The 24,697-nt window shown below is 67.4% G+C and carries 26 protein-coding genes; 16 read left to right on the forward strand and 10 right to left on the reverse strand.

What is annotated here, in order from left to right; all coding sequences use genetic code 11:
• Positions 1-231 precede the first annotated feature (231 nt).
• Positions 232-1,698: a sugar porter family MFS transporter gene (locus ABIB54_RS07255; protein WP_354574846.1), complete on the forward strand. Its 1,467-nt coding sequence runs from the start codon at positions 232-234 to the stop codon at positions 1,696-1,698.
• 89 nt (positions 1,699-1,787) lie between these two features.
• On the opposite strand, the gene ABIB54_RS07260 is transcribed toward ABIB54_RS07255, so the two are convergent.
• On the reverse strand, positions 1,788-2,732 hold the full coding sequence (locus ABIB54_RS07260; RefSeq protein ID WP_354574847.1) for an SDR family oxidoreductase: 945 nt from the start codon (positions 2,730-2,732) through the stop codon (positions 1,788-1,790).
• A 199-nt stretch (positions 2,733-2,931) separates the two neighbouring features.
• Between ABIB54_RS07260 and ABIB54_RS07265 the strand changes: the two genes are divergently transcribed.
• Positions 2,932-3,423 carry a CarD family transcriptional regulator gene (locus ABIB54_RS07265; protein WP_185201090.1) on the forward strand — a complete coding sequence of 164 codons (492 nt, stop codon included), beginning with the start codon at positions 2,932-2,934 and terminating at the stop codon, positions 3,421-3,423.
• Positions 3,424-3,472: 49 nt separating this feature from the next.
• Here ABIB54_RS07265 and ABIB54_RS07270 read toward each other — a convergent pair whose 3' ends face one another.
• Positions 3,473-3,973, reverse strand: coding sequence for a DUF427 domain-containing protein (locus tag ABIB54_RS07270; protein ID WP_354574848.1), 501 nt, complete (start codon positions 3,971-3,973; stop codon positions 3,473-3,475).
• Positions 3,974-4,094: 121 nt separating this feature from the next.
• Between ABIB54_RS07270 and ABIB54_RS07275 the strand changes: the two genes are divergently transcribed.
• The gene (locus ABIB54_RS07275) at positions 4,095-5,786 is read left to right on the forward strand and encodes a long-chain-fatty-acid--CoA ligase (RefSeq protein WP_354574849.1); all 1,692 of its coding nucleotides are present in this window, start codon (positions 4,095-4,097) and stop codon (positions 5,784-5,786) included.
• A gap of 59 nt (positions 5,787-5,845) precedes the next feature.
• On the forward strand, positions 5,846-7,432 hold the full coding sequence (locus ABIB54_RS07280; protein ID WP_354574850.1) for a cation:proton antiporter: 1,587 nt from the start codon (positions 5,846-5,848) through the stop codon (positions 7,430-7,432).
• A 9-nt stretch (positions 7,433-7,441) separates the two neighbouring features.
• On the opposite strand, the gene ABIB54_RS07285 is transcribed toward ABIB54_RS07280, so the two are convergent.
• Genes ABIB54_RS07285 through ABIB54_RS07295 form a run of 3 tightly spaced genes read right to left on the reverse strand, consistent with a single transcriptional unit; the run spans position 7,442 to position 8,900 of the window.
• Positions 7,442-7,759, reverse strand: coding sequence for a hypothetical protein (locus ABIB54_RS07285; protein ID WP_354574851.1), 318 nt, complete (start codon positions 7,757-7,759; stop codon positions 7,442-7,444).
• Entirely contained in the window at positions 7,756-8,358 is a 603-nt protein-coding gene (locus tag ABIB54_RS07290) for an Asp23/Gls24 family envelope stress response protein (protein ID WP_354574852.1), read from the reverse strand. The genes ABIB54_RS07285 and ABIB54_RS07290 overlap by 4 nt, the downstream gene beginning before the upstream one ends.
• Entirely contained in the window at positions 8,355-8,900 is a 546-nt protein-coding gene (locus tag ABIB54_RS07295; RefSeq protein WP_354574853.1) for an RNA polymerase sigma factor, read from the reverse strand. Before ABIB54_RS07295 ends, ABIB54_RS07290 begins: the two co-directional genes overlap by 4 nt.
• 113 nt (positions 8,901-9,013) lie before the next feature.
• Here ABIB54_RS07295 and ABIB54_RS07300 point away from each other — a divergent pair, with 113 nt between their 5' ends.
• Positions 9,014-9,193, forward strand: coding sequence for a CsbD family protein (locus ABIB54_RS07300; RefSeq protein ID WP_354574854.1), 180 nt, complete (start codon positions 9,014-9,016; stop codon positions 9,191-9,193).
• 150 nt (positions 9,194-9,343) lie between these two features.
• Here the strand turns inward: ABIB54_RS07300 and ABIB54_RS07305 are convergent, their stop codons facing one another.
• Positions 9,344-10,069: an alpha/beta hydrolase gene (locus tag ABIB54_RS07305; RefSeq protein ID WP_354574855.1), complete on the reverse strand. Its 726-nt coding sequence runs from the start codon at positions 10,067-10,069 to the stop codon at positions 9,344-9,346.
• A gap of 50 nt (positions 10,070-10,119) precedes the next feature.
• Positions 10,120-11,022, reverse strand: coding sequence for a helix-turn-helix transcriptional regulator (locus ABIB54_RS07310; protein WP_354574856.1), 903 nt, complete (start codon positions 11,020-11,022; stop codon positions 10,120-10,122).
• 196 nt (positions 11,023-11,218) lie between these two features.
• Between ABIB54_RS07310 and ABIB54_RS07315 the strand changes: the two genes are divergently transcribed.
• The 4 genes from ABIB54_RS07315 (at position 11,219) to ABIB54_RS07330 (ending at position 14,992) form a co-directional block, all read left to right on the forward strand.
• Entirely contained in the window at positions 11,219-12,055 is an 837-nt protein-coding gene (locus ABIB54_RS07315) for a DUF4397 domain-containing protein (protein WP_354574857.1), read from the forward strand.
• Positions 12,052-12,741, forward strand: coding sequence for a class F sortase (locus ABIB54_RS07320; RefSeq protein ID WP_354574858.1), 690 nt, complete (start codon positions 12,052-12,054; stop codon positions 12,739-12,741). The genes ABIB54_RS07315 and ABIB54_RS07320 overlap by 4 nt, the downstream gene beginning before the upstream one ends.
• Positions 12,742-12,866: 125 nt before the next feature.
• A complete protein-coding gene (locus ABIB54_RS07325; RefSeq protein ID WP_354574859.1) occupies positions 12,867-14,606 on the forward strand; it encodes an APC family permease in 1,740 nt (579 codons plus the stop codon).
• 20 nt (positions 14,607-14,626) lie between these two features.
• Positions 14,627-14,992: a DUF3054 domain-containing protein gene (locus ABIB54_RS07330; RefSeq protein ID WP_354574860.1), complete on the forward strand. Its 366-nt coding sequence runs from the start codon at positions 14,627-14,629 to the stop codon at positions 14,990-14,992.
• A gap of 12 nt (positions 14,993-15,004) precedes the next feature.
• Here ABIB54_RS07330 and ABIB54_RS07335 read toward each other — a convergent pair whose 3' ends face one another.
• Entirely contained in the window at positions 15,005-15,508 is a 504-nt protein-coding gene (locus ABIB54_RS07335) for a VOC family protein (protein ID WP_354574861.1), read from the reverse strand.
• Positions 15,509-15,885: 377 nt separating this feature from the next.
• Positions 15,886-16,380 (reverse strand): FBP domain-containing protein, encoded by a 495-nt coding sequence (locus ABIB54_RS07340; protein ID WP_354574862.1) that lies wholly within the window; start codon positions 16,378-16,380, stop codon positions 15,886-15,888.
• 357 nt (positions 16,381-16,737) lie between these two features.
• On the opposite strand from ABIB54_RS07340, the gene ABIB54_RS07345 reads away from it, so the two are divergent.
• Positions 16,738-17,922: a low temperature requirement protein A gene (locus ABIB54_RS07345; RefSeq protein ID WP_354574863.1), complete on the forward strand. Its 1,185-nt coding sequence runs from the start codon at positions 16,738-16,740 to the stop codon at positions 17,920-17,922.
• A gap of 182 nt (positions 17,923-18,104) precedes the next feature.
• Here the strand turns inward: ABIB54_RS07345 and ABIB54_RS07350 are convergent, their stop codons facing one another.
• Positions 18,105-19,067 carry a TIGR03557 family F420-dependent LLM class oxidoreductase gene (locus tag ABIB54_RS07350; RefSeq protein WP_354574864.1) on the reverse strand — a complete coding sequence of 321 codons (963 nt, stop codon included), beginning with the start codon at positions 19,065-19,067 and terminating at the stop codon, positions 18,105-18,107.
• A 58-nt stretch (positions 19,068-19,125) separates the two neighbouring features.
• Here ABIB54_RS07350 and ABIB54_RS07355 point away from each other — a divergent pair, with 58 nt between their 5' ends.
• The 6 genes from ABIB54_RS07355 (at position 19,126) to ABIB54_RS07380 (ending at position 24,654) form a co-directional block, all read left to right on the forward strand.
• Positions 19,126-20,622 (forward strand): DUF7059 domain-containing protein, encoded by a 1,497-nt coding sequence (locus tag ABIB54_RS07355; protein WP_354574865.1) that lies wholly within the window; start codon positions 19,126-19,128, stop codon positions 20,620-20,622.
• Positions 20,623-20,693: 71 nt separating this feature from the next.
• Positions 20,694-21,425 carry a hypothetical protein gene (locus ABIB54_RS07360; RefSeq protein ID WP_354574866.1) on the forward strand — a complete coding sequence of 244 codons (732 nt, stop codon included), beginning with the start codon at positions 20,694-20,696 and terminating at the stop codon, positions 21,423-21,425.
• A complete protein-coding gene (locus ABIB54_RS07365) occupies positions 21,422-21,697 on the forward strand; it encodes a hypothetical protein (protein ID WP_354574867.1) in 276 nt (91 codons plus the stop codon). The genes ABIB54_RS07360 and ABIB54_RS07365 overlap by 4 nt, the downstream gene beginning before the upstream one ends.
• Positions 21,698-21,807: 110 nt before the next feature.
• The gene (locus ABIB54_RS07370) at positions 21,808-22,188 is read left to right on the forward strand and encodes a VOC family protein (protein ID WP_354574868.1); all 381 of its coding nucleotides are present in this window, start codon (positions 21,808-21,810) and stop codon (positions 22,186-22,188) included.
• 106 nt (positions 22,189-22,294) lie between these two features.
• Entirely contained in the window at positions 22,295-23,755 is a 1,461-nt protein-coding gene (locus ABIB54_RS07375; protein WP_354574869.1) for an MFS transporter, read from the forward strand.
• Between the two features lie 65 nt (positions 23,756-23,820).
• Entirely contained in the window at positions 23,821-24,654 is an 834-nt protein-coding gene (locus ABIB54_RS07380; RefSeq protein ID WP_354574870.1) for an SDR family oxidoreductase, read from the forward strand.
• Positions 24,655-24,697: the final 43 nt, after the last annotated feature.

The raw sequence follows: 24,697 nt of genomic DNA on the forward strand, positions 1-24,697 counted from the left end.
CCCCTCGTCGTGCTGAGGCCGGACATGAGCGTGATTGCGATCATGACCCCAGCCTTGCCGCCTCGGGTGGCTCACAGCTTAACGGCGGTCGACGATCAGTCAAAGATGGGTTGTCACCGCCGTCCACACCGCGTCACTCACCCGCTTGGCATCTCGTTCACACCCTGAACTAGTGGTGAAAGTCGAGCGTAGGGTGACAGGCATTCCCCGTTTTCTCTTCGAAAGCCAGTGATGTCAGAACCCTCCAGCCCCGGCACCAACCTCAAGGTCATCGCCCTCGCGATCGCCGGCGCGGTCGGTGGCTTCCTCTTCGGTTTCGATTCCTCCGTCGTCAACGGAGCGGTCGACGCCGTGCAGAAGCAGTTCTCGCTGAGTGCATCCCTCACCGGCTTCGCGGTGGCGAGCGCCCTGTTCGGATGCGCGGTCGGCGCCTACCTCGCCGGTCGGCTCGCCGACCGCTTCGGACGCATCCCGGCGATGATCGTCGGGGCGATCCTGTTCCTCGCCAGCGCGATCGGCTGTGGGCTGTCGATCGGAGTCTGGGACCTCGTTGTCTGGCGCCTCGTCGGCGGGCTCGGCATCGGCATCGCATCGGTGATCGCACCGGCCTACATCGCGGAGATCTCGCCCCGCCAGTTGCGCGGTCGGCTCGGCTCCCTTCAACAGCTCGCCATCACCGTCGGAATCTTCGCTGCGCTGCTCTCCGACACGCTGTTCGCCAACGCCGCCGGGGCGGCCGACGCCACGTTCTGGCTCGGACTGGAGGCCTGGCGGTGGATGTTCCTCGCCGGCGTCGTGCCGGCCGTCGTCTACGGCGCGATCGCGTTCTTCCTCCCCGAGTCACCGAGATTCCTCGTGCTCAAGAAGCGCGACGACGACGTGCGCGCGATCTTCGCCCGGATCTGGCCCGACGACGATGTGGAGCGGGCCATCCGTGACATGAGGGATGCGATCCACACCGATGAGGAGGGTTCCAAGAAGGGAGCTCTCCGAGGGGATCGCTTCGGACTCAAACCGATCGTCTGGATCGGCATCATCCTGTCGATCTTCCAGCAATTCGTGGGGATCAACGTGATCTTCTACTACTCGACGACGCTGTGGAAGTCGGTCGGATTCCAGGAGAAGGACTCCTTCACGATCTCGGTGATCACGGCTGTCACCAACATCGCGGTGACCTTCGTCGCGATCGCCCTCGTCGATCGGGTGGGTCGCCGCCCCATCCTGCTGTTCGGATCCGCCGGCATGACCCTCTCGCTCGGCACCATGGCGCTGGCCTTCAGCCAGGCCGACATCGTGAAAGGTGCGCCCTCGCTCCCGGGCGCGTGGGGGCCGATCGCGCTCGTCGCCGCCAACGTCTTCGTGGTGAGCTTCGGCGCATCCTGGGGTCCCGTGGTGTGGGTGCTGCTCGGCGAGATCTTCCCCACCCGTATCCGGGCTCGGGCGCTCGGGGTCGCCGCGGCGGCACAGTGGATCGCCAACTTCCTCGTGACGGTGTCGTTCCCGCCGCTCGCGGCCCTCTCCCTCGTGCTCACGTACGGGCTCTATGCCGCGATGGCGCTGCTGTCGTTCCTGTTCGTCTCCCGCTTCATCCCCGAGACGAATGGGATGTCGCTCGAGGAGGCGAACACGCTGCTGCCGCAGAAGGGCAGTGCCACAGCCGGCGGGGCGGCGGCGCAGAGGGATCCCGCGCGCGGCTGACCCGCTATCCCGCCGTCTTCGCGCGCGAGACGTCACATCTGGCGCCCTTCTCGGCCTTAACCGACAGTCTGTGACGCCTCACCGCGAGATCAGCCCGGAAATGGCACCCCGGTGAGCTCCTCCGACACCGTCCACAGGCGGGTGGCGTCGGCGGCCGACAGGGCGCGCTTCGGCACGGCGGCGGGCTTCGGCGGGCCGGTGAGCTCGGCGAAACCACCGGGACCGTAATACGCTCCGCCCACCGCATCCTTCGCGATCGCGGCATACAGCGCCGGAAGGACGCCCTGCGGCGCCTGTTGCCAGAGCCACGGGATCCCCGAGGTCAGCTTCAGGTAGGCGGTCATCGCACCGCCGCTCGTGCCGCCGGACTGAGGACCCGTCACCTGGAGGTTGGTGAGGGTCGATCCGGGATGCGCGGCCAGGCTGCGGATGCCCCACCCGGCTGCATCGCTTCGACGCTGCAGTTCGCGGGCGAAGACCAGCATCGACAGCTTGGACAGGCCGTAGGAGCGCTGCGGGCTGTAGTGTTTCTCGGCCTGCAGGTCATCCCAGTCGAAGCGCCCGGCGCGCGCGAGGATGCTGCTGAGAGAGACGACGCGGGCGTTCCCCGCGGCGCGCAGCTGGGGCAGCAGGTGCGCGGTGAGGGCGAAATGGCCGAGATAGTTGCTTCCGAACTGCAGCTCGGAGCCGTCTGCGGTCGTCCCGCGCTTCGGCGGCATCATCACCCCCGCGTTGTTGATCAACAGGTCGAGGGCGCGGCCCTCCGCCGTGAACATGGCGGCGAAGGTGGAGATGTTGTCGAGCGAGGACAGGTCGAGCGGCAGCATCCTCAGTCGCGCCGTCGGCACGTCCGCGCGAATGCGCGCGATCGCCTCTTCTCCCTTGGCCCAGTTGCGCACCGCGAGCACCACTTCGGCACCCGCGGCGGCCAGTCGGGAGGTGAGAGCGAAGCCGAGGCCGCTGTTCGCGCCGGTGACGATCGCGAGTCGTCCGGAGAGGTCGGGCACGTCGATGTCGGGCAGAATTCGAGTCATGATCGAAGGCTACGCCCGGCCAGATCGGCCTCCGACCGGCGGTGTGGCAATTTAATGGTGCCCACACGCGTTATCCTGTATATGGTCTCGGACGTGGAACCGCTCGATGTCCCTCCAGGCAGCCATCCGCTCTCATCGCGCTCTCGTCGCGAGCGATAGGCCCCTGCGATACAGAATCAAGGATTGAAGGCATTACCGCATGATTTTCCAAGTCGGAGAGACTGTCGTCTACCCCCACCACGGCGCTGCCACGATCACAGCGGTGAAGACCCGCACGATCAAGGGCGAGCCGAAGGAATACATCACTCTCAACGTGCACGCCACGGACCTGACCATCGAATTGCCGATCGAGAACGTCGAGCTCATCGGAGTGCGCGACGTCATCGACAGCGCCGGCGTCGAGGCCGTCTTCGATGTGCTTCGCAGCGACATGGTGGAGGAGCCGGGCAACTGGTCTCGCCGGTTCAAGGCCAACACCGAGAAGATGGGCAGCGGAAGCGTCTACCGCGTCAGCGAGGTCGTTCGTGACCTGTGGCGTCGCGACCAGGACCACGGCGTCTCGGCCGGTGAGAAGCGGATGCTGCTCAAGGCCCGCCAGATTCTGATCTCAGAGCTCGCTCTCGCTCAGAACTCCACCGACGAAGAGGCTTCTGCCGTGCTCGACGAGGTGCTTGCAACAGTCTCGGTCTAGTCCCGACCGCTGCTGGTCGAGTAGCGAGCGCCAGCGAGCGTGTCGAGACCTACCAGCCCATCGTGCCCGGTTCTCCCTTGAACGGGCCGACCACGCGCGAGGTGATCCAGCCCCCGTAGAAGTCACCGGCCTGTGCCGTCACGGTCTCTCCGGCGACCTCGCACGAGTCCATCGCCGAGGGGTACACCGCCACCCGGTCAAGCAGGAGCTCGTAGCCCGGACTCGGAGTCGGGTAATACCAGCCGGCGGATTCGGCGCGCGCCGAACCACCACGCACGGTCACGTACTTCGCCGCCCCCTTGAACTCGCAGAAGCTCGCCCCCGGCGCCTTCTCCAGTGAGCCCGCGGGAAACGCGGAGCGAGGCAGGTAGTAGACCGGCGGATGGCTCGTCTCGAGCACTCTCACGGCATCCGTGGTGTCGACGATCGTCGCGCCGCCGAAACGGATGCGGATGCGATCGGTGGTGGCTTCGACCCGGGGCGGACGGGGGTAGTCCCACACCGACTCCTGTCCGGGGCCGGGGGTCAGGGGAGTGACATCATTGCGCATGGGGAGATCTTGCTCCTCCTAGCTTGGAAGTCCCTCGACCATTCCTCCCGGCCGGTGGCTCCGAACCAGTACGACAGAGCACACAGTTCCCCCTGAACACCGTCCGACCACCGAGGCACACATGACTCCATTCTCCGATCGTCCCTGGCTCAACTCCTACGCGCTCCGCGTGCCACACGACATCGCGGAGCCCACCGAGACTCTGAGCCAGATGCTGTCCGGCTCTGCGCGGAAATACCGACGGAACGTCGCCCTTCAGTTCTTCGGCGCCACCATGACCTATGGCGAGCTCGGTGACCGGATCTCGCACTTCGCGAACGGGCTTCGCGCCCGGGGAGTGGTGAAGGGGGATCGTGTCGCACTCGTGCTGCCGAACAGCCCCCAACACGTGATCGCCTTCTACGCGGTACTGCGTCTCGGAGCGATCGTCGTCGAACACAACCCGCTCTACACCGAGCGAGAGCTCCGACACCAGTTCGAGGATCACGGCGCGAGGGTCGCGATCGCGTGGGACAAGACGGTGCCGACGCTTCTCAACATGCCCGACGACCTCGGACTGGAGACCGTGGTCTCGGTCGACGTCACGCGGGCGATGCCGCTGCGCACCCGGGTCGCCCTGCGGCTCCCGGTGAAGAAGGCACGTGATGCGCGAGCCGCGCTAACCAGCGGACGCCGCGTGCGCGGCTCGATTCACTGGCACGACCTCGAGTCATCCCGACCGCTGCCCCGCCGTTTCCCCGGCCCGGCTCTCGAGGACACCGCGGTGCTGCAGTACACCAGCGGCACGACGGGAACGCCGAAGGGCGCCATCCTGTCGCACCGCAACCTGCGGGCGAATGCCATGCAGGGGGAGGCCTGGATTCCCGGACTGCGCGCCGGCCGCGAGGTCGTCTACGGGGTGCTCCCCCTTTTCCACGCCTACGGTCTCACCCTGTGCCTCAGCTTTGCGCTGAGCATCGGGGCCCGGCTCGTGCTGTTCCCCAAATTCGATGAACAGCTCGTGCTGGATGCGTTCCGCAAGACCCCCGCCACCTTCCTGCCCGCCGTGCCGCCGATCTACGAACGACTGGTCGCCGCGGCCGCGGACCGGGGCGTGGGCCTTCGCGGCATCCGGTTTGCGATCTCGGGAGCGATGAACCTGCCCACGCGCATCGTGGAGCTCTGGGAGCGGGCCACCGGGGGCCTGTTGGTCGAGGGCTACGGCATGACCGAGTCATCCCCGATCGTCGTCGGCAACCCGATGGGCCCTTCGCGGCGCCCCGGGACGGTGGGCGTGCCGTTCCCCAGCACGGACATCCGGGTTGTGGATCCCGACGACCCCTCGATCGATCGAGGGGTGAACGACGAGGGCGAATTGCTCGTGCGCGGACCGCAGGTCTTCAGCGGCTACTGGAACCGCCCGACCGAGACAGCCGAGACGCTGCTCGCCGGCGGATGGCTGCGCACCGGCGACATCGTCACAGTCTCCGCCGACGGTTTCGTCACCGTCGTCGACCGCATCAAGGAGCTCATCATCACGGGCGGATTCAACGTGGCCCCGACCGAGGTCGAGGAGGCCCTGATCTCGCATCCGGACATCCTGGATGCCGCCGTCGTGGGCATCCGCACTCCGCAGGGCGGAGAGGATGTCGTCGCCGCCGTCGTGCTCAGCCCCGGGGTCACCCTCGATGTGCCCTCCATTCGCGAACACCTGAAGGAGCGGATGGCGGCCTACAAGGTGCCGAGGCGCATCGAGGTCGTCGACGAGTTGCCGCGCAACATCGTGGGGAAGGTGCTGCGCCGGGTGGTGCGGGAGCGGCTGTCGGCGCCATAGGTTCTCGTCGTCTGCCCGCGTCCTCTACCCTCGGATAGCAACACGGGAAGGGATGCGGCATGGATGGCTCGGTCTTGACGATCATCTGGATCGTGTCGTTCGTGCTCGTGACCGTCGCGGTGACGGGGCTCTCTCGGCGGGTGGGCTGGTCGGCACCCGTCACGCTCGTGGCCGTCGGCGCGGTCGCGTCGTTCCTGCCGTGGCTGCCGAAGATCGAGGTGCAGCCGGAGCTCGTGCTCTACGGGCTGTTGCCGCCGTTGCTGTTCGCCGCGGCCATCCGCACGTCCCTGGTGGACGTGCGAGCCCGGCGCGACAGCATCCTCACCCTCTCGGTCGGCCTTGTGCTGTTCACGGTCGTTGTCGTCGGCTTCTTCACCTGGTTGATCGTGCCGGCGATCACCCTCGCGACGGGTTTTGCGTTCGCTGCGGTCGTCGCCCCGACGGATGCGGTGGCCATCACCTCCATCTCCGGTCGCCTCAGGCTGCCCCGACGGGTCGTGACCGTGCTCGAGGGTGAGAGCCTGTTCAACGACGCTGCGGCTCTCGTCGCCCTCTCCGCGGCCATGGCGGCCATTGTCGGCACCCTCAACCCCTGGGCGGTCGCGGCGGATTTCGTGCTCGCCGTCGTCGTGGGGGCAGGGTTCGGCCTGGCGGCCGGATTCGGTCTCTCCGCCATCCGTAAGACGCTGAAAGCGCCAGTGCTCGACACGAGCCTGTCGCTGGTGACACCCTTCGTGGCGTTCATCCCCACCCAACTGCTTCACGGCTCAGGGGTGCTCGCCGTGGTGATCGCCGGTCTCATCATCGGGACCCAGGCGCCGGTGGTGCAATCGGCGCGGGCGCGCATCGCCGATTCCGTGAATTGGCGCACCATAAGGTTCCTCCTCGAGAATTCCGTGTTCCTGTTCATCGGCCTCAACCTCAAAGGCATCCTGCGCGGTGTGGCCGACTCCGGGTTCGGTATCGCCCAGGTCGTTCTCATCTGCGTCGGGATGCTCGTGTTCCTGATTGCGGCGCGATTCGCCTGGATTCTCGCGGTGAGCGGGTTTTACCGTGTCGGTCCGAAGCGCTTCCGCGAGCGCAGTTGGAGTGCGAAAGCCACGGTCGCCATCGGATTCTCCGGCATGCGGGGGGTGGTGACTCTCGCGGCTGTATTCCTGTTGCCCGATGCCACCCCGCAGAAATCGTTTCTCCAATTCCTCGCCTTTGCGGTGGTCGTGGGCACCCTGGTGCAAGGACTCGCGCTGCCGTGGGTCATCCGCCGGCTGAAGCTTCCCCCGCCGAATGCGGACCAGGAGCTCGTGGAGGCCCAGATGCTGATGGCGGAGGCCCGGGCAGCCGGGGTCGTCAGACTCGACGCGGAGAGGATGGAGGCCGATGACGCGGCCGTGGTCGAACGCCTTCGCAACGATGCAACGCTGCTCGGCGAATCCCTCCTCAATCCGGTAGACGACGGCGTGGAGCCCGCGCAGGCGGTATTCGGTCGCCTTCGACTGGCGATGATCGAGGCCGAGCGATCGGCTGTGCTCGCGGCCCGGCGCGAGGGGCGATACCAGGAGCCGGCCGTGCGGGCCATCCTCGCGTCGATCGACGCCGAGGAGATCGCCGTTCGGGCCATCCGCCACAACAATCGCAACGACGGCTGACGGGCTGCCTCAGCCCTCGATGCGGCTCACCCGCACCAGGATCTCCGCCTCGACGCCGGGAGCGAGCGCGGAGCGGATCGCCGTCGACACGGCGAGCGCGGTCACGGGGGCCTGCTGTCGGCCGGATGCGGCGACACTCGCCACGATCGCCAGACCCTGCTGCGCCCGGCGCACCGAGACCATGGCGAGCGGGGTGTCTGCCCCGGCCGTGAGCTCTCGGACCGAGCGCAATAGACCAGGCTCGGCGGCGTAGAGCGCGGCGACCGTGGGAACCGATCGCACGACGGCATCGAGCTGAGCGGCGAGGGAGTCGAGTTCGTCGGTCATGCTTCGTCCTCCTCGACGGGGCGTTCCAGGGTGTGGGCGTCGGTCACCGTCACATCGACGCTCTCGATGGTGAGCTCGGTGTGCTTCAGCAGCTCGGAATAGACGCGCTCGCGAACGGCCTCGGCCAGGACGACGATGGGCGCACTGAGCACGACGCTGATCGTCAGCGCAATGCGCACCGCAGCATCCGGGTCGTCGAGATCGCCGTCGAGGGTGCAGCGCCCCACGAGTACTCCCTCCACGGAGTCGCCTGCCGCTCTCACGAGCTCGTGCACCGCGCCCTCGGTAATGCTGAGACGAGTGTTCGGTTCGGAGCTGCTGAGCGGGATGTCCCGCCCCGCCCGCACTTCGCGCGAGATCGCGGTGAGCACTCCCTGCAACCAGCTCTCCTCGATCCCGGGTTTGTCGCTGGCATCCCGCACCACCAGGTCGCGGGAGAGTGCCCCGACACGTTCGAGGCTCGCGAGCATCGCCTGACATTCGGCATTGCCGTCGATCGCGGCAATGGCGGGCTCCCGCCCGCGGTCGAGATAGTCGCTGAGATCGTCGAGCGAGAATCCGGAACCACCGACGTCGTCGCTGGCAGAGGCTTCGGTCACCGCCACACCTCCATCTCTCTCACTACAGTCTGTCGGGCGCGCGCGAGCTTTCCGCGCACCGTGGTCACGCTGAGGTCGAGCCGTTCGGCGATCTCGTCGTAGGAGTAGCCGCCCACCTCCTTCAGTACCCAACACTGGCGCTGGCCTTCGGGCAGCTCGTCGAGCACGCGGGTGAGCGCCTCCCATCGGGATGTCTCGATCGCGCGCTGTTCGGGGCCGGAACCGTGCTCGGCCACGAGCTCGTCATCCAGCTCGCCGGTCGGCCGCCTGCTGCGGATACGGTCGGTGGCCTTCCGGCTGACGATGCTGGTCAGCCAGGACCGCACCTTGCTCGGGTCCTGCAACGCGGGAAGCTGCTTCCACGCAGAGATCAGGGCTTCCTGCACGGCGTCGTCCGCATCCGCCGCAGAGCCGGTGAGACGGTGGGCGAAGGCGCGCAGATAGGGGGCGTGGCGCCTCACCAGCACGGAGAAGGCGTTCGTGTCGCCATCGGCCGACCGCTCGGCGAGGATGCGGTCGGAGGCCGTGGAGAGGTCGATCACCGGCCATCCGTTCCGTCTCAAAAAGGCTTCGCCCCGGAGCGTGACGAATTGCACACAGTACCCGTCTCAGTCGTGAAAACCAGTGCAAACCGAACCAGAAATGGAGTTCGCCAATGAGTGCAGACAACGACATCAAGAACACCGCGCAGGACCGTCTCGGCAAGGGGAAGGAAGCGCTCGGAAAGGTCACCGACAACGACAGCCTCGTGGCCGAAGGCAAGGCCGACCAGGCGAAGGCCTCGGTGAAGAAGGCCGGCGAGAACGTAAAGGACGCGCTCACCGGCGACAAGTAGCGGAACGACCGGGCGAGTACGGTCTTTGCGGGTCGGCACGCCGGCACGGACAGACCGGACTCGCCCGCCTTGGCCTCCGCGTGTGCCTCCGCGTGTGTCCGGCGTGGCCCGGCGTGTGTCCCTGAGTCGGTCCTCGGGTCGTGCACCGGACTACCCGGGGGAGAGAACCGCCGCCAGGGCCGCGGTGATCTCCGAGCGGGCCCGAGCGCTCGAGATCGTCGCGCTGCCGTCACCCGGCTGCACGCCGTAGTCGCCGAAGCGCGCGTGATTGCTGCCCGGGATCTCCACGAAGACCGCGGATGCCGGCAGCAGGCTCTTGCCTGCCGCTATCTTCGCCGGAGTGCTCAGCCCGTCCCGCTCCCCGCCGATGCTCAGCACAGTGAGATCGGTTCGGGAGAGGTCGTTGGCGCAGTAGCTGCCGAAGAGCACGAGCCCCGCCACCGCGGGTGCCTTGCTCGAATCGGCGAGCATGCAGGCGCGAACCCCACCGAGTGAGTGGCCGCCGACGAACCAGCGTGTCACCCCGCTGGTATCGGCCGTGAAGGTGGCGAGGGGCCGCTGGTCGAAGAACGCGAGGTTGAGGGTCGGCTTGGTGATCACGACGGTCACCCCCTGCTCCACGATGCCGGAGAGCTTGTACAGGTAGGCGTAGGGATCGACCTTCGCACCGGGGATGAATACCAGTCCGGTGCCCGTCGCTCCGCTCTTCGGGGTAAGGATCACCGAATGGTCGGTCGACGTGATCGAGATCCGCGGGTCGCGCCAGGCGGCGAGAGCCGGGCCGCGTTCACCCTGCATCACGATGTTCGCCCAGGTGACCAGGGCGACGATCGCGAGCACGAAGACCAGCAGGATGGCGAGGAGGATCTGGACCATGCGGCGGCCAAGGCGAGTCCGGCCCGGCGCTCCCGCCGTGGGGTTCCGACTCACGGGAGGCGGCGCTTCGATTCGATCGGCACGGGCGCGGGCAGGATGCGCTGGGCTTCCGCGGGCGAGGTTCCGGACGCTATCGCGGCGAGGCGGCGCAGGGCCGTCTCCGATTCCGAACCCGGGCGGGCGTGCAGGATGACCAGCGATCGCGTGTCGGATGCCCCGGGGGTGGCGATGGCAAGACGTTCCGTCTCGAGTTCGAGGGCGCCGACCTGCGGGTGGGTGATCCGGGTGATCGAGTCGACCTCCGCGGGCAGCTCCGCCGCTCCCCAGAGCGCGCGGAAATCAGCGCTGCGAACGGAGAGTTCGCCCACGAGTTGGGTGAGGGCCGGGTCGTCGATGTCCGGACCGATGAGCGTACGCAGCCGCGCGACGGTGGCCACGAGCATCCGGTCCCACTGGGGGTACAGCTCGCGAGAGTCCGGGTCGAGGAACACCGCGCGCATGAGGTTGGTGCCGAGGGCGAAGCGGGGGGAGAGGGCGCGGGCGAGGGGGTTCGCCGCGAGCACCTCGGTGAGCCTTCCCTCGATCCAGGCGACCTGGTGTGGCCAGGTGTCGATGACTCCGGCGAGTCCCTCTGGCGCTTCGTCCGGGGCGATCGGGAGCGCATCGTGCTCCACCGGTGCGGGCCGAGCGAGGTCGCGCAGGCTCGCGGCCGCGTCGTCGTCGAGCTTGAGCGCCCTGGTCAGGGCGTCGAGCACGTCGTCGGTCGGGTTCTGTTCGACACCCTGTTCCAGGCGGAGGTAGTCCTCGGGAGACAGCCCGGAGACGAGGGCCGCTTCTTCCCGGCGCAGGCCCTGGATGCGACGTCGGCCGGTGGCCGGCAACCCCACGTCTTCGGGGGTGAGTAGTTCGCGCCGGGCGCGCAAGAATTCGCCGAACTGGTTGCCTGGTTGCATGTGTCCACCCTACGCAGAAAGGGGCAGGGGGGTCACCAGCCGAATGAGTCTGGGCCCCACCAATCCGATCCTCGAAGGCGCTCCGAATAACCGGAATACGTCGTCGTAGCACCCGAACCGCCTTCACCCGACATCTTGACCCGACATCGTGACCCGACATCTCGACCCGACACGCGGCGACGTGGAGGACTTACCCATGCCACAGTCGAATACCCGGCCGAATCCGCGGCGCCTCGTCCCCGCGCTGGTCGCTTTCGCGATCATCGCACTCACCACCATCGCTGGGGCGAGTCCCGCGCTCGCGTCTCCGGCGCCGCAGACCGGATGGGTGCGGGTCGCGCACCTCTCGCCCGACACCCGGTCCGTGGATGTGCGCCTCACCCAGCTCGGACGGGATTCCGCCGTGGTGCGACTCGACTCTGTCGCGTACGGCGCGATCTCCGCCTACCAGCCCCTCTCACCCGGCACGTACCTCGTCACCATGACGCGCGCCGGGTCGCGAGCCTCGAGCACTCCCGTCGCCCGCTCCTCCGTGACCGTTGTGGAGGGGCAGAGCACCACTGTCGCCGCCTACGGGCGAAACGCACGGCTGCAGCTCACGGCCTTCCCCGACGAACTGGCCACGCCGGCACCGGGCATCGCCCGCATCCGTCTGCTCCAGGCCTCAGCGATGGTACCCACCGTCTCGGTCGTCACCTCCACGGGCACGACCATCGCAAGAAACGCTCGCGGCGGCACCGCGACGGGGTACATCGACGTGCCGGCGGGTACCTGGACCCTCCTGCTCCAGGCGAAGGCACGGGACTTCAGCACCACGGTGTCCCTCGTCCCCGGTTCCGTCACCACCCTGGTCGTCCTCGACACCGCCCGGGGCGCTCTCACCGCCCGCCCGATCGTGGACAGTGCCGCAGCCGAGCAGATTCCTCTCGGTGCCGTGCAGACGGGCGGTGGATTCCTCGCTCGCCATGCCTCGTCGAGCAGCGCCACGACACGCCTCACTGCGGCGAACGTTGCGCCCGAGATGCTGCGATGAGCGGCCGTCACGCTCGGGTCAGCCGTGCACCCTGGGTAGCGGGCATCCTCGCGGGCGGAACGGCCCTCGGCCTGTCGGCCGCCCTCGTCATCGCCGGGGTGCAGGGTGTCGGCCCGGTCGCCGCCGCCCACATCAGTGGTGCAGGAGAGCTCCAGCAGCCGGTCGCGGACTCGACCGGCTCCGGAGGGCCCCTCCAGGATCCCATCGCGACGACGGATGCTCCGCCCCGAGCCGGCATCGTGGCGACCCACCTCGACATTCCGGCGATCGGGGTGTCGACGGACCTCGAGTCCCTCGCCGTCGACTCGAACGGCGTCCTTCATCCTCCGACCGATTTCGATCGTGCCGGCTGGTTCTCCGGGGGAGTGCTGCCCGGCCGCATCGGGCCGGCGGTGATCGCCGGCCACCTCGATTCTGTGGTCAGCCCCGCCGTGTTCGAGCACCTTCCCGAGCTGGTGCCCGGAGACGCCATCAGCGTTGGCCTCTCGGATGGCACCTCCGTGGGTTTCGTCGTCGCATCGAGTTCCCTCGTGCCGAAAGCGGCCTTCCCCACCGATGCCGTCTACGGCACCGTGCCGACCCCGCAACTTCGACTGATCACCTGCGACGGGCCATTTGATCGCTCGACGGGACACTATACGGAGAATCTCGTCGTATTCGCGACCCTCATGCAATCGAATCCGTAGCAAAAACTCTTCGGAATTGGCGCGCTGAAGTACTAGTGTGAGCCGCACAGGGCGTTCGACGACGAGCGATTCTGGCTACCAGGCTGTGCCGTTCTGTCTGCGGCCTTCACGCAAGGAGTGTGCGCATGACCGCAACCGTTCCGTCCACGAACGATGTGGACAGCAAGGGCCTGAAGGGTGGCTCCCTCGGACTCATCTCGAGCATCGTGATGGGGGTGGCATCCACCGCTCCGGCCTACAGCCTCGCCGCGAGTCTCGGTTTCATCGTCGCGAGTGGTGGCGCGCTCCTCGCCGGGGTGAAGGCTCCCGGCATCGTGCTTCTCGCCTTCATCCCCATGTACCTCATCGCCGTCGCCTACCAGGAGCTCAACAAGGCCGAGCCCGACTGCGGCACGACCTTCACCTGGGCGACGCGGGCCTTTGGCCCGATCACCGGCTGGATGGGCGGCTGGGGCATCATCGTCGCCGATGTCATCGTGATGGCGAATCTCGCTCAGATCGCGGGCTCGTACACCTTCACGCTCCTCGGAGAATTCGGGGTCCCCGGCATGGCCGACCTGTCGAGCAGCACGCTCTGGTCGACAGTCGCTGGCCTGCTCTGGATCACCCTGATGACCTGGATCTGCTATCGCGGCATCGAAATCTCGGCGCGCCTGCAGTACTTCCTGCTCAGTATCGAGGTGATCATCCTCATCGCCTTCGCCATCTTCGCGCTCGTGCGCGTGTACTCCGGCAATGCCGAGACCTACTCGCTGGTGCCCAGCCTCGACTGGTTCAATCCCTTCACCCTCGACTTCACCAAGGTGATCGCCCCTGCCATGCTCACCGCGATCTTCATCTACTGGGGATGGGACACCGCCGTCTCGGTCAACGAGGAGACCGCCGAACCGGCCAAGACACCCGGTCGTGCCGCCATCATCAGCACCCTTCTGCTGCTCGTGACCTACGCCCTCGTCGCCGTCGCGGTCGTCGCCTTCGCCGGGGTGGGAACCAAGGGCGTCGGTCTCGGAAACCCGGACAACGCGAGCGACGTGTTCTCCGCTGTCGGTCCGGACCTGTTCGGCAACAGCCTCATCGGGCACATCCTGCTCCTGCTGCTCGCCGCGTCGATCCTCACCTCGGCGTCAGCCTCCACGCAGACCACGATCCTGCCGACGGCACGCACCGCGCTCTCCATGGCCGTCTACCGTGCGATCCCGTCGAAGTTCGCGCGCATCCACCCGAAGTACCTCACGCCCACCTGGTCAACGATCGGTATGGGGATCATTTCGGCGGCGTTCTACCTGGTGTTCACTCTGATCGGTGCAGACACACTGCTGCAGGCCCTGGTCGGATCCATCGGACTGATGATCGCGTTCTACTACGGCCTCACCGGCTTTGCCTGCGTCTGGTTCTATCGCAAGACGCTCACCTCGTCGTTCCGCCACTTCATCATGCGGGGGCTCTTCCCCTTCGTCGGTGGGGCGATGCTGCTCCTCGTGTTCGTCTACGGTCTGCAGCAGTTCGCCCTTCCCGACTGGATTCAGGACGCGAAGGGCAACAACGTCACGATCTTCGGCATCGGTGCGACGGCGGTCGTCGGAGTCATCGGACTGCTGCTCGGTGCCGTGCTGATGTTCCTCTGGTTCCTGCGTCAGCCCGAATTCTTCCAGGGCAAGACGCTTCCACGCCGCTCCGACGACCTGGTGCTCGCACCCGGTGAGGGTCGCATCCCCACCTTTGGCCTGCCGGACTCCGGGCGCATGGCCGAGGTCATCGCGCCGGACCGCTCTAACCTGCCGCCCGGTCAGAAGGTCATGGACGCGACGACCGGGGATCCGGTGACCAGCTCGATCCCGGTGCCCCCGGACGACGATCCTCAGTAGGCGTCGCGTAGGGTGGCGAGGTGAAAATCATCCCGCTGCTCGCCTTCCTCCTCGATGTCGTGCTCGTCGGCGCGTTCGTGCTGATCGGCCGCGCGAGTCATAATGAGGGCCCCCTCGGCACGCTGGTGACGCTCTGGCCGTTCCTCGCGGGGCTGGTGATCGGATGGATCGGCGCCCGCGCCTGGCGGACGCCGCTGGCCCTCCGGTGGTCCGGGCTCACGATCTGGGCGGCGACGGTGATCGTCGGTATGCTCCTGCGCGCGGTGTCCGGACAGGGTGTGCAGATCGGATTCGTGATCGTCACGACCGTGGTGCTGGCGATATTCCTGCTCGGCTGGCGCGCCATCGGCCAGCTTCTTCTGCGCCTTCGCGCTCGCCGCAGCTGAACCGGAGCTCCGTCACGGTCGCCCCACCTGGATGATCGTGAGCGGGACGCCGGTCGCATCCTCGAGGTGGGCCATCCGGCCGAAGGGCGAATCGGTGACCGGGTCGAGCTGGGTGCCGCCCAGTCCGGTGACGACGGATGCCGCGGCATCCGCATCCTCGACGCCGAAGTAGGGCATCCAATGGGCCGTCTGCCTCGCAGCCAGGTAGCCGGTGGCGTCCAAGATGCCGGCGAGACCGACCATCGTTCCCCGCCCGGGCACCGCGTGGTTGAAGACCACCTGACCGCCATGCTCGACGATCGCAGCGCCCGTTGCGTCGGCATCCGCCGTCTTGAGGGAGACGGTCCACAGGTCGGGTGTGCCGGACTGGTTGGCGACCATGCCGGCGACCCGGTGGCCGTTCTTCGAAAAGGGGACGTAGTCGTTGAACTCGGCACCGGCGGTTTCCTGGGTCCAGCCGAGCAGGCCACAGTAGAACTCGATCGACCGCGCGGTGTCAGAGCTCTCGACGTCCACCTCGACAGTGCGCGTGCGACGCCCCGGAAGACGGCGTATTCTCAAGGCACACGGGGAGCCAATCGGGCTCCCGATCCGAGGGAGCTCACCATGGCCGACAAGTCACCGAAAAAGTCAACCTCGAAGACGGCGGCGTCGAAGTCACTCAAAGAGAAGCGCGCCGACAAGAAGACCAAGGCAGCGAACAAGCCCAACGGCTGAGTTCGACCGGAGGCCCGGGGCATCGCTCGAAACGAGCGTGTCCCGGGCCTTCGTCGTCCTCGGGGCTCCCCTCGCTCATCGCGATTGTTCCGCTGTGTCGGCTGTGGGCCGCCGCGATCCGGATCAATCCCGACGGAGGGGAACAATCAGGGAGCGGGGCGCGGGCGGGGGAAGGGTCAGACCGTCTTCATGATGTCGGCGGTGAAGTTCTGCACCCGTGAGAGCAGGCCCTCGGCGCGTTTGGCGACGACCTCGGCGGGATCCGGTTGCATCGGCGATGCGGGCGGCATGATGCGGATGATGAGCGAGCAGGCAAGGTCTGCGCAGATGTAGGTTCCCACCGTGTTGCCGTCGCGGCCGGACTGGCCCGCTCGCGCGGCGGAGAACAGCGCGACCTGGTCGGACGGCTGGGGCGTGCGGCAGAGCGAACACATCGCCGAAATACCCGGTCGCATGCTCGCGCCGGAGGCCCGGAGCACGATGCCGACCGGCCGATCGTCGACCCAGTGCACGAGGTAGCCGCGCAGCGGCGCACCGTGATCCCGCCAGCCGAGATACTCCCGCTCCCCCCAGAGCACTTCGTGCAGGCCCGGGAGGGGCATCCGCTCGATCTCGCCCTTGGAGGCGTTGACGATGCTGCGACGGATGTCGGTTTCGTTGAGCGGTTTCATGGCCTCCTCCGGGCAGCGGCTCCGCAGCGGTGCCGATGGTTGTTTCCAGCGTAATCCGCCCCCAGCCGCATTCGGTTCGCGCCTACCGGAGCGTGACGCAGGTCGTTCACGATGAAGCCATGTTCGCCCCGGCTGCGCTGACTGTCCCCGCCGCTTCGGCTCGGCCGGAATCGCGGGCAGCACTCCTGACCGCACCCTTCTCCTGCTGGAGGCGAGTGACTGCTGTCGGAGTCGCCCGGATCGACACCCGCCAGATCCTGAGGTGCGGTCGGATGCTCACGGTCGCACCGTCCGCCCTGGCCGTCGACGGCTGATCACCGGTACGAGCACACGGGCATACGGGCACACGGGCACACCGTGCAGGCACCAGGGTCGAACCAGCGGGGGGCCTGGCAGCGTGCGGTCCTTCGTGACGACGCGGATGCGCATCGGCCGGTCGGCTGGGTCGAACTCTTCATCGACCTCGTCTTCGTGGTCATCATCTCTGTGCTCGCCCACGGCCTCGAGGACAGCGCGCACTCCGAGCCTCTGCTGCGGTTCGTCCTGCAGTTCGTTGCCGTCTTCTGGGTCTGGAACGGGTTCACGTACTACACGGAGAGGTTCGAGTCCCACGGCCTCGAGAATCGACTGTTCACCTTTCTCGGCATCCTGACCGTCGCGGGCCTCGCCGTCTGGGGAGAGGACGGGCTCGGTCACAACTACCTGGGCTTCGCGGCATCCTTCCTGCTCGCACGCGGCCTCAACATGGTGATGTGGCTGCGCGCGGGGCGGCACGAGCCGCGATTCCGCCGGGCGGCCGCCGGATTCACGGCGGGATATGGCGCGTCGTTCGCCCTGATCGGGGTGAGTCTCGCGGTGGACGAGGCCTGGCGCCTGGCGCTGTGGGGCTTCGCGGTGCTCGTCGACATCGCCGCACCCGCCGTCACCGCGCGATTCCAGTTCGGACTTCCGGGCATCAGCCGGGACAAGTTCCCCGAGCGGTTTGGTCTGCTCACCCTCATCGTGCTCGGCGAGGTGGTGGCGAGCGTGATCCAGGGTGTCGCAACCGCGAACGAGGCGACGGATGTCTCGGTGCCGACCATCGCCGACGCGATTCTCGGATTGGCCATCGGCTTCGGGCTCTGGTGGGTCTACTTCGACTTCGTGGCGAGGCGTCCCACCAAACCGGACTTCGTGATCGCGTTGGTGTGGGTGTACCTGCACATTGCGATGCTCATCGGCATGGTGATTGTGGGAGTCAGCATCAGCGAGGCCCTGCTCTCGCGGGAGGAGGGCGCGTCCGGCACGATTCTCCCGGCCATCGGCATCACTCTCGTCGCGATCGCATTACTCGAACTCACCCTGGATCGCGCTGCGGATGAGCCGACCGGAGCGCGCCTGAGCCCCCTGCTGAAGGCGGGGATCGGCGTCGCGCTGATGCTGCTCGCGTCCGTCGCCACACCGTACTCGGCGACGACGGTGCTCTCGGTCGGGGTTGCCGCCCTGGCGATACCGGCTGCCTACGGTGCGCGTGTCTACTACCGTCACCCCGCCAGGGGATAGCGGATCAGTCGCGCGAAGAGGACTTGGACATCGCGATCAGTGCGATGAGAAAGCCGGCGCCGCCGAAGAAGGTGATCGCGCCGAGGATCGTGTACAGGATCGCGGTTGTCTGGGCCATGGAAACTCCTCGTTCTGCGGGTCTGGACACCGCAGAGTCCACCGTATCGCCTGCTGCCGGGTGGTCAGCGCCGCAGCTTCTCCAACAGCGGGCCGGCAGCCTCGTCGAGGAAGCGCTGCTGGTTGGCATCACCGACCTGCACGAGGGCGACATCGGTGAATCCGGCCGCGGCGTACGCACGGACGGCGTCCGCGATCTCGTCGAGATCGGGACCGCACGGGATGCTGTCGGCGACATCCTCCGGCCGCACGAACTGGCTCGCTCCCTCGAAACCGGCCGGCGTCGGGAGGTCGGCGTTGACGGACCAGCCGCCCCCGAACCAACGGAACTGGTCGTGGGCCATCTCGATGGCGGCCTCCCTGTCCGGACCCCAGCAGATCGGGATCTGGCCGATCGACCGGGACGGCCCCTCGTGCACCCTCGCCCACGAAGCCAGCAGTTCCGCCTCCGGCTCGGTGGTGATCAGGTGGTCGCCGAGAGGGGCGAAGCGGGCGACCGACTTGTCGCCCGACACCGCGACGCCGATCGGCACGCCCCCGTCGGGCAGGTCCCAGATGCGGGCCGAATCGATGCGGAAGTACTCGCCCTGCCAGGTGACCAGCTCGCCGGTGTGCAGCTCGCGGATGATCGTGATGGCCTCGGCGAGCATGTCCTGGCGCTGGGCGACCGGCGGCCAGCCCTCACCGATGACGTGCTCGTTGAGGTTCTCGCCCGCGCCGAGACCCAGGATGAATCGTCCGTCGGCCAGAAGCTGCATGGTCGCGGCCTTCTGGGCGATGATCGCCGGGTGGTACCGAAGCGTGGGGCAGGTCACGTACGTGGCGAGTTCGACTCTCTCGGTGGCCTGGGCGACGGCACCGAGCACGGACCAGGCGTAGGGGGCATGCCCCTGGGAGGTGAGCCAGGGCGAATAGTGATCGCTCGACACCTCGAAGTCGAAGCCGATGCGTTCGGCCTGCACCGCGTAGTTCACGAGCTGCTTCGGCCCGCTCTGTTCGGTCATGAGGGTGTACCCGAAATTGGTCATGCACCCAGTGATACTCCGCGGTCACGCGAAATCAACCCGCATGCAGTTGACTTGCGGGGTGCACTCCGAACCGATAGAACGACTCCGATCCGATCTCCTCGCCGCCCGTTTCAGCGTCGACGGCCTCACCACGCTGTGGGGCACCCGCGCGGATGCCGCCCTGCACCGTGGGCAGCGCGTGCCCGCCTCCCGGGCTCTCACCGGACCGACCGGAGAGACGGCTGCCGGCGTGCTCGCCCGGATCTTCGTGCTGGGGATGCCGGTGACCGCGGGGCAGCTCGCTGTGGCGCTACCTTCGCTCGGCCTCGACGGGGCTCTCGCACTCGGCCTCGTGTCGGTCGATGGTGACCGAGTTCACGCGATACTCGACCTGCGCCCCTACAGCTTCGTCGACTCTCATGGCGTCGGCAGCTGGTGGATCGCCAGCGATCTCGGTGAGCTCACCGTGGGTGGGGCGCTGCGGGAGGATCACGTGCTCGGGGTCGGCGGCGCGTCTCTCACCCTCAGCGGGCTCATGGTCGGTGGGACCGTGGATGCCGCGCTCGATCTCGGCACCGGCTGCGGCATCCAGGCCATGCACGCGGCGCGTCATGCCAGCCGCGTGGTCGCGACCGACATCTCGCCTCGCGCGCTCGAGATCGCGGCGCTCAACGCCGAGTTGAACGGCATCCGCAACATCGAGTTCCGGCTCGGTAGCCTGTTCGACCCGGTCGCGGGGGAGCGGTTCGGCCAGATCGTGTCGAACCCGCCCTTCGTGATCACGCCTCGCGCGGATGGCGTCCCCTCCTATGAATATCGCGATGGCGGCATGGTGGGAGACGCGCTCGTCGCGTCGGTCATCGATGGGCTGGCCGATCATCTCGAGCCCGGTGGCATCGCCCAGCTTCTCGGCAATTGGGAGTATCGCGACGGTGCCGACGGCCTCGATCGTGCCGGCGACTGGGTTTCCGCCACCGGCCTCGACGCCTGGGTGGTCGAGCGGGAGGTGCAGGATGCGGCGCTCTATTCCGAGACCTGGATCCGGGATGGCGGCACCCGCCCCGGCCCAGAGTTCGACCGGTTGTACGGGGCCTGGCTCGACGACTTCGAGCAGCGGGGCGTGACCGCCGTGGGCTTCGGCTATCTCACCCTGCGGGCGACCACACGGGGGCTGCGCCGGCTTGAGCGACTCGATAGCGCAATCGAGGGTGGCCTTGGCGTGCACATCGCCGAGACCCTGACGGCCTGGGACTGGCAGTCCGCTCTCACCGACGAGCAACTCGGCCGCGAGACTCTGGAGCTGGCCCCGGATGTCACGGAGGATCGCCACTACTGGCCGGGTGACGCCGATCCCACCGTCATGACCCTGAGGCAGGGCGGGGGATTCGGCCGCTCGCTGCCCCTCGATACGGGCCTCGCGGCCCTGGTCGGGGCCTGCGACGGCGAGCTCAGCGTTCGGGCGATCATCGCCGCCATCGCGCAACTTCTCGAGGTCGATGAGGCCGCCCTGTCTGCGGAGCTGATGCCGAGCATCCGCGAACTGGTGACGACGGGCTTCCTGCGACCGCCGGCGTGACCCCTTCGGCTTTACCTGGTCCGAACATTCGCAGGATGTGCGCCGAACAATCGCCGTGCAGAGTCACGATCATGAAACCATCACTCGCAGCATCCATCCTCGCAACCACCGTCACTGCGGCACTCCTCGTGGGGTCGTGCAGTGCAGCCCTCGCCGCAGAGCCCGCCGGTTCTGCACCCTCTGCCCCGGCCACGACCGCGCCACGCACTCTGTCGTCGGTGCAGGCCCTCGGGGCCGGCGCGACCGCCGCGCGGATCAGCGCGCTGGATAAGGCCATTCCCCGGGTGACCGCCAACGCCTACCTGAGCGCGACCGACAAGGACCGGGTGCTTGGCACTCTCAACGGCGATCGCGCCGCGATGGTCACCCTCGCGGCGAAGATCGCGGCGGACACCGATCTCACGGTGGCGAAGGCCGACTATCACTCGATCTTCACCGGGTATCGGGTCTTCGCCGTCGCGATTCCGCAATCGTTGTATGCCGCCGCCGCGTCCGGCCTCCAGGATGCCGCGATCCCGGCCCTCCTGTCCGCCCAGGCGACTCTGGTCGCCGCCATCTCCGGCCCCCTCGCCTCGAAGGACACCCCAGCGATCGACGCCACGATGGCGGATCTCGCCAGCCAGATCCGGTCGGCCCAGCAGTCCGTCTCCGGCGTCTCAGTCTTCGCTCTCTCGGTGACCCCCGAGCAGTTCAACAGCAATCACGAGATCCTCGCCGCCACTCGAGCCTCGGTGAAGACCGCGGCCGCCGCGGCGAAGAAGGCTCGGGCGGATGTCGCCTCGGTGAAGGCCGCACTCACGTGATGCGCTCCCGGTGGGCCCTCCCCGCCGCCGGTCTCGTCCTCGTGCTCGGCCTCACCGCGTGTGGCGCTCGCCCGGGCACGGCGGGGCGTGAGGGTCCGGTGCCGAGCCCGGCGTCGTCGGCGGCTCTGCCGTCGCCGGCGGCGAGTGCGTCTGCCGATCCGCTCGCCGACATCGACCGACAGCTGGCGATAGTCGACGGATCGGCGGCCCAGAGCACAGGCGACCTGACGGCGGGGGACACCTCGGCGAGCGTCGGCGACGACGGGCAGTAGTCGAGACCGTGACATCCGGTGCGGAAAGACTGGCAGGATCGGTGCGCTCCGTGCCAGTGTTGGCGGTGCGGGGCGGGGCGGGAAATCAGGCGAGCCACCAGGAGGGCACCATGTTCAGCACCACCGGCGCATTCGGCGGCTTTTCGGTCGATGACATCGATGCGGCACGCACGTTCTACGGGGAGACTCTCGGTCTCGACGTCGCGACAAACGCCATGGGCTTTCTCGAGCTCACTCTCGGCAGCGGAGCGATGGTGCTCATCTACTCGAAGCCCAACCACACGCCCGCGAGTTTCACCATCCTCAACTTTCCTGTCGACGACGTCGAGGCCGCCGTCGATGACCTCAACGCCCGCGGAGTCACCACGAAGATCTACCCGCACGAGTTGATGCCGAGCGACAGCAAGGGCATCGTGCGGGGCAACGGACCCGACATCGCCTGGTTCCTCGACCCCGCCGGAAATGTGCTCTCGGTGCTCAGCGCGCGCTGACCATCCTCCTGTCGGGCTCCGATTTCAAGCCCACCGACCAATATGCTCCCCGGGCATAGGTTGACACTGCCGTGCCCATCGACGAGCGCGGTAGAGGGAGAGAATCGTGGCGCGCACGCGAGCAGAAGACGTGTCAAGGGAAGTCAGCAGTCTCGTTCCGGCTCGGCTCGACCGGCTTCCGTGGACCCGGTTCCACTGGTCGGTGGTCGTGGGCCTCGGGGTCGCCTGGATCCTCGACGGGCTCGAGATCCAGATCGTTGCCTCGGCCGGATTCGCCAAAGACCTCCACATGAGTGCCGTCGAGGTGGGCGCGGCCGGATCCGTGTACCTCGTCGGCCAGGTCGTGGGGGCGCTGTTCTTCGGCTGGCTGCCGGACCGCATCGGCCGTCGCCGGATGTTCATCCTCACCCTGCTGATCTACCTGATCGGCAGCGGGATCGCCGGCTTCTCTCCCACCATGTGGTTCCTGTTCGCCTTCCGCTTCATCGCCGGGCTCGGCATCGGCGGGGAGTACGCGGCGATCAACTCCGCCATCGACGAGCTCATCCCCTCCCACTATCGCGGACGGGTGGATATCGCCATCAACGGAACGTACTGGGGTGGGGCGGCGCTCGGGGCGGCAGCCAACCTCTTCCTTCTCAATCCGGCGCTGGTCAGCGAGAACTGGGGCTGGCGCATCGGCTTCTTCATCGGCCCGGTGCTCGGGCTCGTGATCATCTACCTTCGCCGGCACATCCCGGAGAGTCCCCGGTGGCTGATGAGCCACGGACGCGAAAACGAGGCAGAGAAGACTGTCGACGATATCGAGGAACGGGTGCGCCACGAGGGCGGCGATGTGTCGGAGGTCGACGAGAGCAAGGCGATCATCGTGAAGTCACACGGTCGCGTCGGGTTCATCGCGATGGTGAAGGTGCTCTTCGTCAAGTACCCCAAACGCACCTTCACCGGAGCGGTGATGATGGTCACCCAGTCGTTCATGTACAACGCGATCTTCTTCACCCACGCGCTCGTGCTGCAGAACTTCTACCAGGTGCCGGTCGGATCGACGCCGCTGTACTTCTTCCCCTTCGCGATCGGCAACCTGGCCGGACCGCTGCTGCTCGGTCACCTCTTCGACACGTGGGGAAGGCGCAAAATGATCTTCCTCACCTACGCCGTCGCCGGTGCGGTGCTCGCGGTCTCCGCCTTTCTGTTCAGCGCGGGAGTACTCAATGCCACAACGCAGACGATCTTCTGGTGCGTGTCGTTCTTCTTCGCCTCCGCGGGGGCGTCTTCGGCCTACCTGACGGTGAGCGAGACCTTCCCGCTCGAGCTGCGCAGCCGGGCGATCTCCTATTTCTTCTCCCTCGGCCAACTCGCCGGGGCGCTCGGCCCGGTCGTCTACGGAGCCCTGATCGGAGACGGCAAGGATCGCGGTCCGCTCACCGGCGGCTATCTTCTCGGTGCGGGCATCATGATCTTCGGTGGGATCGTCGCGCTCATCTTCGGCACCAACGCAGAGCGGCAGTCCCTTGAGGATGTCGCGGAGCCGCTCTCCGCCGTGAAAGCTGGCAGCTCGCAGTCCTAGGGAATACCGAACCGTCGCGGTGCCGTTATCTCTGGCATTCGCCCACTCCAGAAACAGGAGAGAACATGTCTGAAAAAGTGTGGTTCATCACCGGTACCTCGCGCGGCTTCGGCCGCGAATGGGCGATCGCCGCCCTCGATCGTGGCGACCGGGTCGCCGCAACGGCGCGCAACACCGACAGCCTCGAAGACCTCGTCGAGAAGTACGGCGACGCCATCCTGCCGATCGCGCTCGATGTCACGGACAAGGACGCCGCGACCTCCGCGGTCGCACGTGCGCACGAGCATTTCGGGCGCCTCGACGTCGTGATCAACAACGCCGGCTTCGGTCACTTCGGATTCATCGAGGAGATCACCGAAGACGAGGCACGGGCCCAGATGGAGACCAACCTGTTCGGGGCACTGTGGGTGACCCAGGCCGCTCTGCCGTTCCTCCGGGCGCAGGGCAGCGGCCACATCATCCAGGTGTCGTCGATCGGTGGCATCACGGCGTTCCCGCTCGTCGGCATCTATCACGCCTCCAAGTGGGCGCTGGAGGGCTTCTCCCAGGCGCTCGCCCAAGAGGTCGCCGGATTCGGTATCTTCGTGACCCTCGTGGAGCCGGGCGGTTTCTCCACGGACTGGAGCGGATCCTCCTCCACGCGTTCCGAAGCGCTCCCGGACTACGCCGAGCTGCACGACGCGGTCGATGCCGCGCGCAAGCAGCGTTTCGCGGCTCCCGGGGATCCCGTCGCCACCCGCGGCGCCATCCTCAAGGTCGTGGATGCCGACCGTCCGCCACTGCGGATCTTCTTCGGTGAATCACCGCTCGGCACAGCCAAGGCGGACTACGCCGGTCGGATCGCGCTCTGGGACGAGTGGAACGACGTGTCGATCGAGGCTCAGGGCCCGGCTAAGTAGCCCGCGCCGGCCCCACGCGCCGCCCCGCCAGCGGTGGATCCGT

It is taken from the genome of Frigoribacterium sp. UYMn621 (assembly GCF_040549525.1).
Taxonomy (GTDB): domain Bacteria; phylum Actinomycetota; class Actinomycetes; order Actinomycetales; family Microbacteriaceae; genus Lacisediminihabitans.